The organism is Streptomyces sp. NBC_00203 (assembly GCF_045206325.1).
In the GTDB taxonomy this organism is placed as follows: domain Bacteria; phylum Actinomycetota; class Actinomycetes; order Streptomycetales; family Streptomycetaceae; genus Streptomyces; species Streptomyces lutosisoli.
In genome coordinates this window covers 9,421,852-9,434,169 of sequence record NZ_CP108126.1, presented here as the reverse complement: position 1 = coordinate 9,434,169, position 12,318 = coordinate 9,421,852, and the positions used below count along the sequence as shown (strand labels likewise).

The window sequence follows — 12,318 nt, the reverse complement described above, 5'->3', positions numbered from 1 at the left end:
CTCCCTGGGTGCCGACGCGTCCGCGCCGGGCAAGTGCGTGGTGGGATGGCCCCGCGCCAGGCGACAGGGCCTGTCCGGGCGGCATGTCGGCAGAGGTTATCGGATGGACGGCAGCGGGCGTTCACCACCCGTTCACGGCCCGATCCACCCGGTTTTGCATGGCCTCCGCCGAGATCATCATCAGGGATCCGGGGCCCGCGCCACAAACCGTGCCCGCAGACCGGCGCATTCTCGGCATCGCGCACGGCACCCGGCGCTCCGCCCGGAGCGGGACAGGACGGACACCGCGCGGGACCGGCATAGGGTGGGCGTCCATGACATGGCTGATCACAGGCGGAGCCGGATACATCGGGGCCCACGTGGCGCGGGCGATGGCGGAGGCCGGGGAGCGCGTCGTCGCCCTCGACGACCTCTCGTCAGGGGTGCCGAACCGGCTTCCGGAGAGCATTCCCCTGGTGCAGGGCTCGTCACTGGACGGGGATCTGCTGAAGCGGGTTTTCGCGGAGCACGCGGTGACGGGTGTGGTGCACCTCGCCGCACGCAAGCAGGTCGGCGAGTCCGTGGCCCAGCCGACGCGCTACTACCAGGAGAACGTGGGCGGGCTCGCGACGCTCCTGGAGGCGGCCGCCGGGGCGGGCGTCAAGCGGTTCGTGTTCTCCTCGTCGGCGGCCGTCTACGGCAACCCCGATGTGGACCTCATCACGGAGGACACCCCCTGCGCCCCGATGAGCCCGTACGGCGAGACGAAGCTCGCCGGGGAGTGGCTGGTGCGGGCGGCGGGCCGGGCGCACGGCATCGCGACCGTGTGCCTGCGCTACTTCAATGTGGCGGGCGCGGCCACGCCCGAGCTCGCCGACACCGGGGTGTTCAACGTGATCCCGATGGCGTTCGACCGCCTCACGCGCGACGAGGCCCCGCGGATCTTCGGCGACGACTATCCGACGCCGGACGGCACCTGCGTCCGTGACTACATCCACGTCGCCGACCTCGCCGAGGCGCATCTGGCGGCGGCCCGGCGGCTGGCCGACGGCGCGACGGGCGATCTGACGGTGAACATCGGCCGCGGCGAAGGCGTTTCGGTCCGCGAACTCATCACTCTCATCGGCGAGGTCAGCGGGGACACCCGGGAGCCGCTCGTCGAACCGCGCCGCCCCGGCGACGCCCCGCGCGCGGTCGCCTCGGCCGAGCTGGCCGCGCGGGAGCTCGGCTGGAGCGCGCGGCGCGGGGTGCGCGAGATGGTCGGGTCGGCGTGGGAGGGGTGGCGGCTGCACCGCCCCCGGACACAGGATTAACGATCTTCCCCATGCCCTGACCTGCGGATCGTTTCCGCAGGTCAGGGCACATGACAACGGTGTTCAGTGCCGCGTTGCCCGATACCCCCCGCCCGTAGTTCACTGTGAGCCCGAGCAGAGCACAGGAGGCGGCTTCCATGGGGGCTGGGCACGACCACGGGCACGCGCACGGCGCTCCCGCCACGGGTACGGCGACAGCGGCGTACCGCGGGAGGCTGCGCGTCGCGCTGTCGATCACGCTCACCGTCATGGTGGTCGAGATCGTCGGCGGTCTCGTCGCCGATTCGCTCGCGCTCATCGCCGACGCGGCACACATGGCGACGGACGCGCTGGGCCTGGGCATGGCACTGCTGGCCATCCACTTCGCGAGCCGCCCGCCGAGCGAGACCCGCACGTTCGGGTACGCGCGGGCCGAGATCCTCGCCGCGCTCGCCAACTGCCTGCTGTTGCTCGTCGTCGGAGGGTATGTCCTGTACGAGGCGATCCAGCGCTTCGTGACGCCCGCCGACACCGACGGCGCTCAGGCCATCGTGTTCGGTCTGATCGGCCTGGTCGCGAACACGATCTCGCTCACGCTGCTCATGCGCGGCCAGAAGGACAGCCTGAACGTGCGCGGCGCCTTCCTGGAGGTGGTGGCGGACGCGCTGGGTTCGGTGGCGGTCATCATCGCCGCGGCGGTGATCATGACCACCGGCTGGCAGGCCGCCGACCCGATCGCCTCGATCCTGATCAGCCTGATGATCGTCCCGCGCACCTGGAAGCTGCTCCAGGAGACACTCAACGTGCTCCTGGAGGCCGCCCCCAAGAACGTCGACATGGCGGAGGTGCGCGCCCACATCCTGGCGCTGCCGGGCGTCGAGGACATCCACGACCTGCACGCCTGGACCATCACCTCCGGCATGCCCGTGCTCTCCGTGCATGTGGTCGTCAGCTCCGACGTCCTGAACGCGATCGGCCACGAGAAGATGCTCCACGAACTCCAGGGCTGCCTCGGCGTGCACTTCGACGTCGAGCACTGCACGTTCCAGCTGGAGCCGAGCGGGCACGCGGAGCACGAGGCGAAGCTGTGCCACTGACGCGGAGGCGGGGAGCCGCCTAATTCGGGGGCGGGACGGCCGGTCGTGTTGCTAGCGTGACCGGCGATCGGAGGAGGTGGGTTGATGACGGTCGCTCTCGGCGCTGCCGCGCGCAGCGACACAGTCGTCCCCGTTTCCCGGGCCCGAGGCTGACCCACAGCTCATCCGTGCGTCGGCCGGGCCCCTCACCCAAGGGTCTCCACGTTGACCGACAACGCTGAACACATCACTGCCTGGCGCACCCGCCGGGAAACCTCCGCCGATCGCGCCGAGGTGTACGCCGTGACCGCCGCCGCCTTCGAGAGGGCGGCGGAAGCCGATCTGGTCGACGCTCTGCGCGCCGATCCCGGGGCATGGTTCCCGGACCTGTCGTACGTCGCCGAGGCGCCGGACGGCACGATCGCGGCGTACGCGCTGATCACCCGCTGCCATGTCGACGGCGCCCCCGCGGCCGCGCTGGCCCCCGTCGCCGTACGACCGGACCAGCAGCGCCGGGGCGCGGGATCGGCCGTCGTACGCGCGGTGCTGGAGGCGGCACGCGCGCGTGGGGAGCGGCTGGTCCTCGTACTCGGACATCCCGGGTACTACCCGAGGTTCGGATTCCGGCCCGCTTCGGAGTACGGCATCCGGCCCGGATTCGACGTGCCGTCCGAACATTTGATGGCCCTTGTCCTGAGCGATTCCCTGTCCGTGGCACCGGGCACGATCAGGTATCCGGCCGCTTTCGGCGTCTGACGCACGTCGGCCGTACGTCCCGCTCCGGGGTTCCGGGGCGGGACATGCGGGAGTCGCGAAGTGCCGGGAGTGCCGGTTTCGTACGGCAGACTTGGGGCTCGAAGACCGATGCGAAGGATGGGTATGCCGATCACACCTGCCACCGCGACGCACAGTTCGTCGAACGGCACCGTTGAAGCGATCTTGCTGGAGCTGGTCGACGAGGACGGCAACACGATCGGCACGGCGGAGAAGCTCGCCGCGCACCAGGCGCCGGGGCAGTTGCACAGAGCGTTCTCGGTGTTCCTCTTCGACGAGCGCGGGCGGCTGCTGCTCCAGCAGCGCGCCCTCGGCAAGTACCACTCCCCCGGGGTCTGGTCGAACACCTGCTGCGGCCACCCCTACCCGGGCGAGGCACCCTTCGCGGCGGCGGCCCGGCGGACGTACGAGGAGCTCGGGGTCTCCCCGTCGCTGCTCGCCGAGGCGGGGACGGTCCGCTACAACCACCCGGACCCGGACTCGGGCCTGGTGGAGCAGGAGTACAACCACCTCTTCGTCGGGATGGTGCAGTCGCAGCTCGGCCCCGACCCGGAGGAGGTCGGCTCGACGGCCTTCGTGACCGCCGCCGAGCTGACGGAGCGGCACGCGAAGGACACCTTCTCGTCGTGGTTCATGACCGTGCTGGACGCGGCCCGTCCGGCGATCAGGGAGCTGACGGGCCCGTCCGCGGGCTGGTAGCGCGTCCCCCTACACGACGCTCGGAGTGAGCGGCAGGGCTGCCCAGATCACCTTGCCGCCGCTCGCCGTGTGCTCGACGTCGCACACTCCGCCCGACTCCCTGGTGACCTCCCGGACCAGCAGCAGGCCCCGGCCGCCGGTCTGCCCGTGGTCGGCCTCCAGGGCGGTCGGGCGATAGGGATGGTTGTCCTCCACGGAGACGCGCACCCACTCGGCGCCAACGGCGACCTCCACGGCGAGCATCGGGGACAGCAGGGCCGCGTGCCGGACCGCGTTCGTCACCAGTTCGGAGACGATCAGCAGGAGTCCCTGGACGAGGTCGTCCGAGACGGGCACCCCCTGACGGACCAGCAGATCACGGACGGCGTGCCGCGCCTGCGGCACCGAGGCGTCGATGGCGGGAGCGGTGAACCGCCACACCCCCTCGTACGGCAGTGGGCCCGGCGGTCTCCGGTCGGGAGCCATCTCGCCGCCGCCTTCAGGGCTCGGGTCGGACCCCCGCCCGAGGTTCTCCATCGTCCGGTCGCCACCCTTGCGCTCGATTGTCACCACACGTCGAGTGTTGACAATGCGCTGGTCCGGACCGGATGTCTGAACAGAAGTCAGCTGGTATCGACGCCTTCTGATCGTCGGCGTATGACACGGTCAGTTGTGAGACAGCTCCTGTCCCTGTTGTGCCTGCTTCGCGCACTATTCGGGTTGTACGGGTTTGGCACCGGGCTCGCCCGATTCGTTCCCCAGGCTCTCGTCGTCCGCCTGCCCCCTTCTTGATCGTTCGCTCGGCGGGTGCGGATAGCATCCGGAATATGGAGCCTCAGCTGCTGCACAGCACCGGCGACGGGGTCGCCACCGTCGTCATCCACCACCCGGCCAAGCGCAACGCCATGACGGCCGGCATGTGGCGGGCGCTGCCACCGCTGCTCGACGCGCTGGCCGCCGACCCCGCCGTGCGCGCGCTCGTGCTCAGGGGCGAGGGCGACACCTTCTGCGCGGGGGCCGACATCTCGACGCTGCGGGGCTCCCCGGACGAGGCGCAGGGCCTCGCCGTGCGCGCCGAGGAGGCGCTCGCCGCGTTCCCGAAGCCGACGCTGGCCGCGATTCGCGGGTACTGCGTGGGCGGCGGGTCGCAGCTCGCGGCGGCCTGCGATCTGCGGTTCGCCGAGGAAGGGGCGCTGTTCGGGGTGACTCCGGCGAAACTCGGGATCGTCTATTCGGCCTCCTCCACCCGGCGGCTGGTGTCTCTGGTGGGGCCGGGCGCCGCCAAGTACCTCCTGTTCTCGGGCGAGTTGATCGACGCGGAGCGCGCGCTGCGCACCGGTCTGGTGGACGAGGTGCTGCCCGGGGGCGAACTCGACAAGCGTGTCGTGGAGTTCACTCGCGTACTGACCACGCGCTCCCTGCTGACCCAGGCGGCGGCCAAGGAGTTCGCGAACGGGCGCACGGACCGGGACGCGTACTGGGCGGAGCGGGCGCGGGGCAGCGGCGACACCGCTGAGGGCGTCGCCGCCTTCCTGGAGCGCCGGCAGCCGCGCTTCACCTGGACTACGTCAGGATGAAGCGGCTGTTCGCGCGGAACTCCTCGACGAGGTGCGCGGGCGCCTTCTGCGGGGATCCGGCGTCGTAGGGCGGCTGCGGGTCGTACTCGGTCAGCAGTTGTACGGCCTGGGCGTGTTCGTCGCCCGCGATCCGGCCGAGCAGGGTGAGCCCCATGTCGATCCCGGACGACACACCGGCCGCCGTCACGTACTTGCCGTCGAACACGACCCGCTCCCCCGTCGGCTCGGCGCCGAACTGCTTGAGGACGTCGAGCGCCAGCCAGTGGGAGGTGGCGCGGCGGCCCTCCAGGAGCCCCGCGGCGGCGAGCAGCAGCGAGCCGGTGCACACGGAGGTCGTCCAGGTGCTCGTGGCGTCGGCGGCGCGCAGCCAGTCCAGCAGGACCTCGTTCTCCATCTGCGGGGTCTGGCCCGGGCCACCCGGAACCAGGACGATATCGGGGTGCGGCACCTCCGCCAGCGTCTTGTCGGCGGTGATCGCCAGGTAGCCGGTGTCCGCGCGTACGGGGCCGGTGTGCTCGGCGACGAAGACGGTCTCCGCGTCGGGCAGTCGGCCGAGGGTCTCGTAGGGGCCCACGGCGTCCAGCGCGGTGAAGCGGTCGAAAAGGACGATGGCGATCTGCATCGGGATTCCTTTCAGGGGATCAGTGGGTCGGTTTTCAGAGGTTCAGTGGGTGGGATTCCAGAGGGGCAGTGGGTGGGTTCGGGGCGGATCGGGCCCAGGGGCGCCGGGCGGAAGCGGCGCCGGTACTCCGCCGGCGCCGAGCCGAGCGTCCTGACGAAGGCGCGGCGCATCGCCTCGGGCGTGCCGTAGCCGCAGGCGCGGGAGATCTCCTCGATGCCGTCGGCGGTGTCCTCCAGGAGCCGCCGGGCGTGTTCGAGGCGGACACGATCGACGTAGCGGCCGGGCGTCATGCCGGTCTCGCTCTGGAAGGCGCGGGCGAAGTGGCGGGGCGAGAGGCGGGCGCGGGCGGCGAGCGACTCGACGCTCAGGTCGTCGCCGGGGTGCTCGGTGATCCACTGCTGGACCTCGCGCAGAGGTTCGCGCTGCGCGGTCTGGGCAGCCAGCTGGGCGCTGAACTGAGCCTGATTGCCGGGGCGTCGCAGGAAGACGACCAGGTAGCGGGCGATCAGAAGGGCGGTCTCGCGGCCCAGGTCCTCCTCGACCAGCGCGAGGGCCAGGTCGATTCCGGAGGTGACACCCGCCGAGGTGGAGACCTGGCCGTCCCGGACATAGATGGGGTCCGGGTCGACCTCGACGGCCGGGTGGTCGCGGGCGAGCTTGTCGCAGTACGCCCAGTGGGTCGTGACGCGGTGCCCCTCCAGGAGGCCCGCTTCGGCGAGCAGGATGGCGCCGGTGCACACGGAGACCAGGCGTTCGGCGCGCGGGCCGTGCTCGCGCAGCCAGTCGGTCAGGCGGGGGTCGGGGCCCCGGGTGCCCTGACCCCCGGGCACGAGCAGGGTGTGCGGATCGGGTAGATCGGCGAGCGCGTGGTCCGGGACGATCGTGAGGCCGCTGGACGTGCGCACCGGCGCGCCGTCCAGGGAGGCGGTGCGGATGCGGTACGAGCCGGCATGGCTGGCCTCGGCGCCCGCGAAGACCTCCAGGGGACCTGTCACGTCGAGGCTCTGCACCTCGTCGAAGAGGACGATCAGGACGGTTCGCATGTCCTCGATTCTTCGCGGGCCCGGGGATGGCCGCAATGCCGAATACCCCACCTTTCCTGCCATCCCAGGCACTGCCATTCCCGCCGTACCGACCAGTCGGTAATGTGCCGGGCATGACCACTCCACTGCCGGAGCGCGCCGGGCGGCGCTGCCACAACGTCCTCAATCCGTTGCACTCGACGCACTACTTCTCGCCCGATCTGGGGCGGGAGCTGGCCGCGGTCGGGATCGAGGACAGCAGGGCCGCGTACTTCGCGGTGCGGGCCGCGGCCATGGGAGCGGTGGGCCCGGGCACGGTGACGGCGACGTTCTACAACTTCCGCCACGAACTGGTGGCCACGCACCTGCCCGAGGTGTGGCGGACGGCTTCCCCGGAGGCCGTGCTCGCGGCACGCGCGCGTGCCGTCGACGCGACGCTTCGGCGGCTGCTCGGCGAGGACGTCATCGCCTCCAAGGAGGTGGCTGAGGCGGCGGAGCTCGCCCTGCGGGCGGCCGAGGCCTGCGGCAGGACCGCGCGCCCGCTGTACGCCGCCCACGCCGACCTCCCCGTGCCCGACGCGCCGCACCTCGCGCTCTGGCACGCGGCCACCCTGCTGCGTGAGCACCGCGGCGACGGTCACCTCGCGGTGCTGCTGGACGCGGAACTCGACCCGGTGGAGGCCCTGGTGAGCCACACCGCGACCGGCAAGGGCATGGCCCCGAAGTGGGCGCTGGGCACGCGCGGCTGGTCCCGGGCGGACTGGGAGGCGGCGGCCGGGCGGCTGCGGGAGCGTGGACTGCTCGACGCCGAGGGCGAGTTGACGGAGGCAGGTGTGGCCCTGCGCAACGAGATCGAGGCGCGCACGGACCGACTGGACCGCGCCCCGTACGAGCATCTGGGCGCCGCGGGTGTCGAACGCCTCACCGAACTGGCCAAGGGCATCCTCATGACGGCGCTCGCGGCCGGCGCCTTCCCCGAGGGCATGACCGGCAAGGGCTGACACCGCCGAGCGGTGCCCTGATCCCCCGTTGTCGGTGCCACCTGCCACAATTGCCGCGCAACCCCAGTGGAGAAGGCGGTACGGGATCGTGACGACACCCCTCGTAGGGTCCATCGAAGGCAGGATCGCCGAGGAACTCGGCGTACGGGAACGGCAGGTCAAGGCCGCCGTCGACTTGCTCGACGGCGGTTCGACGGTGCCCTTCATCGCCCGCTACCGCAAGGAAGCGACCGAGATGCTCGACGATGCGCAGCTGCGCACCCTCGAGGAGCGGCTGCGCTATCTGCGGGAGCTGGAGGAGCGGCGCGCCGCGATCCTCGACTCGGTGCGCGAGCAGGGCAAGCTCACCGCGGAGGTCGAGGCGCAGATCAGAGGCGCCGAGACGAAGGCGCGCCTTGAGGACATCTATCTGCCGTTCAAGCCGAAGCGGCGCACGAAGGCACAGATCGCGCGCGAGGCGGGCCTGGAGCCCCTGGCCGAGGGCCTGCTCGGCGACCCGTCGGTCGACCCGCTCGCCGCGGCGCTCGCCTTCGTCGACGCCGACAAGGGAGTGGCCGATCCGCAGGCCGCGCTGGACGGCGCCCGGTCGATCCTCACCGAGCGGTTCTCGGAGGACGCCGACCTGATCGGCGAGCTGCGCGAGCGCATGTGGGTGCGGGGCCGGCTGGCCGCCAAGGTGAAGGACGGCAAGGAGGAGGCGGGCGCCAAGTTCGCCGACTACTTCGACTTCGCCGAGCCCTTCAAGGAGCTGCCCTCGCACCGCATCCTCGCGATGCTGCGCGGCGAGAAGGAGGACGTCCTCGACCTCGTCCTGGAGCCCGAGGAGCCCTCCGAGCAGCCCGGCCCCTCCTCGTACGAGGGGATCGTCGCCCACCGCTTCCAGATCGCCGACCGCGGCCGCCCGGCCGACAAGTGGCTCACGGACACGGTCCGTTGGGCCTGGCGGACCCGCATTCTCGTGCACCTCGGCATCGACCTGCGGCTGCGGCTGCGGACGGCCGCCGAGGACGAGGCGGTCAATGTCTTCGCGGCGAACCTGCGGGACCTGCTGCTCGCCGCCCCGGCGGGCACGCGCGCGACGCTGGGCCTCGACCCCGGGTTCCGTACCGGTGTGAAGGTCGCCGTCGTCGACGCCACCGGCAAGGTCGTCGCGACGGACGTCATCTACCCGCACGTCCCGGCGAACAAGTGGGACGAGGCCATCGCCAAGCTCGCGCGGCTCGCCAAGGAGCACGCGGTCGAGCTGGTCTCGATCGGCAACGGCACGGCGTCCCGCGAGACCGACAAGCTCGCCGGTGAACTCATCACCAAGCACCCGGAGTTGAACCTCACCAAGGTGATGGTGTCCGAGGCGGGGGCGTCGGTGTACTCGGCGTCCGCGTTCGCCTCGCAGGAGCTGCCCGACATGGACGTGTCGCTGCGCGGCGCCGTGTCCATCGCGCGCCGGCTCCAGGACCCGCTGGCCGAGCTGGTGAAGATCGACCCGAAGTCCATCGGTGTCGGGCAGTACCAGCACGACCTGTCCGAGGTGAAGCTGTCCCGGTCGCTGGACGCCGTGGTCGAGGACTGTGTGAACGGCGTGGGTGTGGACGCCAACACGGCCTCCGCCCCGCTGCTCGCCCGTGTCTCCGGCATCACCTCCGGGCTCGCGGAGAACATCGTGGCGCACCGCGACGCCAACGGTCCCTTCACGTCCCGTACCGCCCTCAAGGGCGTGGCCCGGCTCGGCCCGAAGGCGTACGAGCAGTGCGCGGGCTTCCTGCGGATCCGGGGCGGGGACGATCCGCTGGACGCGTCCAGCGTGCACCCCGAGGCGTACCCCGTGGTGCGGCGCATGGTGAAGACGGCGGGGAACGAGGTCGCGTCCCTGATCGGCAACACCGGTGTGCTGCGCTCGCTGAAGCCGAACGACTTCGTCGACGAGACGTTCGGTCTGCCGACGGTCACGGACATTCTGAAGGAGCTGGAGAAGCCCGGGCGCGACCCGCGGCCCGCGTTCAAGACGGCCACCTTCAAGGAGGGCGTGGAGAAGATCTCCGACCTGGCCTCCGGGATGGTGCTGGAGGGTGTCGTCACGAATGTGGCCGCGTTCGGGGCGTTCGTGGACATCGGTGTCCACCAGGACGGGCTCGTGCATGTCTCCGCGATGTCCAAGACCTTCGTCAAGGACCCGCGGGACGTCGTGAAGTCGGGCGACATCGTCAAGGTGAAGGTGCTGGACATCGACATTCCGCGCAAGCGGGTCTCGTTGACGCTGCGGCTGGACGACGAGGCCGCGGCTCCGGCCCAGGAAGGCGGGGGGCGGCCTCAGCGTGGGGGGCGGCCGCCGCAGCAGCGGGGACAGCGCCAGGGCCAAGGGCAGGGACAGCGGCAGGGCCAGGGGCAAGGGCAGGGCCGTGGCGGCGCCGGCGGCGGGTCGCGTCAGGCCGCGCCGCCGCCCGCCAACAGCGCGATGGCGGATGCGTTGCGCAAGGCCGGGCTGGTCGACCCCAAGCGGGGCCGGCGCTGACGTTCCGGCGTGCGGTGCCGGGGCCCTGGTGACAGGGTGCCCGGCACCGGGGCTGGGCCACGGGTGGGTGCGCTTACCGGCGCTCGCAGGGTGCCGCTCTCTTTGAGCGGCACGCATGCCCACAGCGAGGACGGTTACGGCAGTTCCGTCACCTTGCCGTCCGCCACCTCCAGGCGGCGGGTCGTCCGTACCGCGTCCAGCATGCGGCGGTCGTGGGTGACGAGGAGCAGCGTGCCCTCGTACGAGTCGAGGGCCGATTCCAGTTGCTCGATCGCGGGGAGGTCGAGGTGGTTGGTCGGCTCGTCGAGGACGAGAAGGTTGACGCCTCGGCCCTGGAGGAGGGCGAGGGCCGACCGGGTGCGCTCGCCCGGGGAGAGGGTGGCCGCCGGGCGCAGGACGTGGTCCGCCTTCAGGCCGAACTTGGCCAGCAGCGTGCGGACTTCAGCGGGTTCCGTGTCCGGGACCGCCGCGCAGAACGCGTCCAGCAGGGACTCCGGGCCGTGGAAGAGCTGGCGGGCCTGGTCGACCTCGCCGACGACCACGCCGGAGCCGAGGGTGGCGTGCCCGGCGTCCAGGGGGACGCGCCCGAGCAGCGCGCCCAGCAGGGTCGACTTGCCCGCGCCGTTCGCGCCGGTGACCGCGACCCGGTCCGCCCAGTCGATCTGCAGTGTCGCCGGGCCGAAGGTGTACTCGCCGCGCCGCACCTCCGCGTCCCGCAACGTGGCGACGACCGCACCGGAGCGCGGGGCCGCCGCGATCTCCATGCGCAGCTCCCACTCCTTGCGCGGCTCGTCGACGGTGTCGAGGCGCTCGATCATGCGCTGGGTCTGCCGGGCCTTCGCGGCCTGCTTCTCGCTGGCCTCGCTGCGGAACTTGCGGCCGATCTTGTCGTTGTCGTTGTTCGCCTTGCGCCGGGCGTTCTTGACGCCCTTGTCCATCCAGGAGCGCTGCATCTGGGCGCGGCCTTCGAGCGCGGACCGCTTGTCGGCGTACTCCTCGTAGTCCTCGCGGGCGTGCCGCCGCGCGGTGTCGCGTTCCTCCAGGTATGCCTCGTATCCGCCGCCGTACAGCGTGATCTGCTGCTGTGCGAGGTCGAGTTCGAGCACCTTCGTCACCGTGCGGGTCAGGAACTCGCGGTCGTGGCTGACGACGACGGTCCCGGCGCGCAGGCCGGACACGAAACGCTCTAGGCGCTCCAGGCCGTCCAGGTCCAGATCGTTCGTGGGCTCGTCGAGCAGGAAGACGTCGTAGCGGGAGAGGAGAAGGGAAGCGAGTCCGGCGCGAGCCGCCTGGCCGCCGGACAGGGAGGTCATCGGCTGGTCCAGGTCGACGGCGAGTCCCAGGGAGTCGGTGACCTCCTCGGCGCGCTCGTCGAGGTCGGCGCCGCCGAGGTCGAGCCAGCGCTCCAGGCTGGTCGCATATGCGTCGTCCGCGCCCGGCGCCCCGTCGACGAGCGCCTGTGTCGCCTCGTCCATCACCCGCTGGGCCTCGGCGACGCCCGTGCGGCGCGCGAGAAACTCCCGTACGGTCTCGCCCTCCCGCCGCTCCGGCTCCTGCGGCAGATGCCCGACGGTCGCGGACGGCGGGGACAGCCGCAGCTCCCCCTGCTCCGGCGTGAGGAGGCCGGCGAGGAGCCGCAGCAGCGTGGACTTGCCCGCGCCGTTGGCACCGACGAGCCCGATCACATCGCCGGGTGCGACGACGAGGTCGAGCCCGGAGAAGAGCGAGCGGTCGCCGTGTCCGGCGGCGAGATTCTTGGCGACGAGAGTGGCAGTCATCAGGAGGCCG

General features: G+C 71.5%; 11 protein-coding genes. 7 read left to right on the top strand and 4 right to left on the bottom strand.

Going from position 1 to position 12,318, the window contains the following annotated elements; genetic code table 11:
- Positions 1-314: 314 nt before the first annotated feature.
- The 4 genes from galE (at position 315) to idi (ending at position 3,820) form a co-directional block, all read left to right on the top strand.
- Positions 315-1,292: a UDP-glucose 4-epimerase GalE gene (galE, locus tag OG975_RS41760; protein WP_406334821.1), complete on the top strand. Its 978-nt coding sequence runs from the start codon at positions 315-317 to the stop codon at positions 1,290-1,292.
- A gap of 137 nt (positions 1,293-1,429) precedes the next feature.
- Complete coding sequence (locus OG975_RS41755) at positions 1,430-2,368, top strand: cation diffusion facilitator family transporter (protein ID WP_406334820.1); 939 nt, start codon at positions 1,430-1,432, stop codon at positions 2,366-2,368.
- 204 nt (positions 2,369-2,572) lie between these two features.
- A complete protein-coding gene (locus OG975_RS41750; protein ID WP_406334819.1) occupies positions 2,573-3,103 on the top strand; it encodes a GNAT family N-acetyltransferase in 531 nt (176 codons plus the stop codon).
- Between the two features lie 123 nt (positions 3,104-3,226).
- Positions 3,227-3,820 (top strand): isopentenyl-diphosphate Delta-isomerase, encoded by a 594-nt coding sequence (idi, locus tag OG975_RS41745; protein ID WP_406334817.1) that lies wholly within the window; start codon positions 3,227-3,229, stop codon positions 3,818-3,820.
- 9 nt (positions 3,821-3,829) lie between these two features.
- Here idi and OG975_RS41740 read toward each other — a convergent pair whose 3' ends face one another.
- Positions 3,830-4,336 (bottom strand): ATP-binding protein, encoded by a 507-nt coding sequence (locus OG975_RS41740; RefSeq protein WP_381250949.1) that lies wholly within the window; start codon positions 4,334-4,336, stop codon positions 3,830-3,832.
- A gap of 290 nt (positions 4,337-4,626) precedes the next feature.
- Here OG975_RS41740 and OG975_RS41735 point away from each other — a divergent pair, with 290 nt between their 5' ends.
- Complete coding sequence (locus OG975_RS41735; protein ID WP_406334816.1) at positions 4,627-5,376, top strand: enoyl-CoA hydratase/isomerase family protein; 750 nt, start codon at positions 4,627-4,629, stop codon at positions 5,374-5,376.
- Here the strand turns inward: OG975_RS41735 and OG975_RS41730 are convergent.
- Positions 5,363-5,998 (bottom strand): DJ-1/PfpI family protein, encoded by a 636-nt coding sequence (locus tag OG975_RS41730; protein WP_406334815.1) that lies wholly within the window; start codon positions 5,996-5,998, stop codon positions 5,363-5,365. The two genes, OG975_RS41735 and OG975_RS41730, sit on opposite strands and share 14 nt — an antisense overlap.
- Positions 5,999-6,009: 11 nt before the next feature.
- Positions 6,010-7,041 carry a GlxA family transcriptional regulator gene (locus tag OG975_RS41725; protein ID WP_406334814.1) on the bottom strand — a complete coding sequence of 344 codons (1,032 nt, stop codon included), beginning with the start codon at positions 7,039-7,041 and terminating at the stop codon, positions 6,010-6,012.
- 113 nt (positions 7,042-7,154) lie between these two features.
- Here OG975_RS41725 and OG975_RS41720 point away from each other — a divergent pair, with 113 nt between their 5' ends.
- Together OG975_RS41720 and OG975_RS41715 are read left to right on the top strand one after the other, a co-directional pair.
- Positions 7,155-8,021 carry an SCO6745 family protein gene (locus OG975_RS41720; protein WP_406334813.1) on the top strand — a complete coding sequence of 289 codons (867 nt, stop codon included), beginning with the start codon at positions 7,155-7,157 and terminating at the stop codon, positions 8,019-8,021.
- An 88-nt stretch (positions 8,022-8,109) separates the two neighbouring features.
- The gene (locus OG975_RS41715) at positions 8,110-10,530 is read left to right on the top strand and encodes a Tex family protein (protein ID WP_406334812.1); all 2,421 of its coding nucleotides are present in this window, start codon (positions 8,110-8,112) and stop codon (positions 10,528-10,530) included.
- Positions 10,531-10,664: 134 nt separating this feature from the next.
- Here OG975_RS41715 and OG975_RS41710 read toward each other — a convergent pair whose 3' ends face one another.
- Positions 10,665-12,308 (bottom strand): ABC-F family ATP-binding cassette domain-containing protein, encoded by a 1,644-nt coding sequence (locus tag OG975_RS41710; RefSeq protein WP_406334811.1) that lies wholly within the window; start codon positions 12,306-12,308, stop codon positions 10,665-10,667.
- Positions 12,309-12,318: the final 10 nt, after the last annotated feature.

Excerpts from the sequence above, each read along its gene's own strand:
- galE (WP_406334821.1), top strand. The coding sequence starts at position 315 with ATGACATGGCTGATCACAGGCGGAGCCGGATACATCGGGGCCCACGTG.
- OG975_RS41755 (WP_406334820.1), top strand. The coding sequence starts at position 1,430 with ATGGGGGCTGGGCACGACCACGGGCACGCGCACGGCGCTCCCGCCACG.
- idi (WP_406334817.1), top strand. The coding sequence starts at position 3,227 with ATGCCGATCACACCTGCCACCGCGACGCACAGTTCGTCGAACGGCACC.
- OG975_RS41740 (WP_381250949.1), bottom strand. The coding sequence starts at position 4,336 with ATGGAGAACCTCGGGCGGGGGTCCGACCCGAGCCCTGAAGGCGGCGGC.
- OG975_RS41735 (WP_406334816.1), top strand. The coding sequence starts at position 4,627 with ATGGAGCCTCAGCTGCTGCACAGCACCGGCGACGGGGTCGCCACCGTC.
- OG975_RS41730 (WP_406334815.1), bottom strand. The coding sequence starts at position 5,998 with ATGCAGATCGCCATCGTCCTTTTCGACCGCTTCACCGCGCTGGACGCC.
- OG975_RS41725 (WP_406334814.1), bottom strand. The coding sequence starts at position 7,041 with ATGCGAACCGTCCTGATCGTCCTCTTCGACGAGGTGCAGAGCCTCGAC.
- OG975_RS41720 (WP_406334813.1), top strand. The coding sequence starts at position 7,155 with ATGACCACTCCACTGCCGGAGCGCGCCGGGCGGCGCTGCCACAACGTC.
- OG975_RS41710 (WP_406334811.1), bottom strand. The coding sequence starts at position 12,308 with ATGACTGCCACTCTCGTCGCCAAGAATCTCGCCGCCGGACACGGCGAC.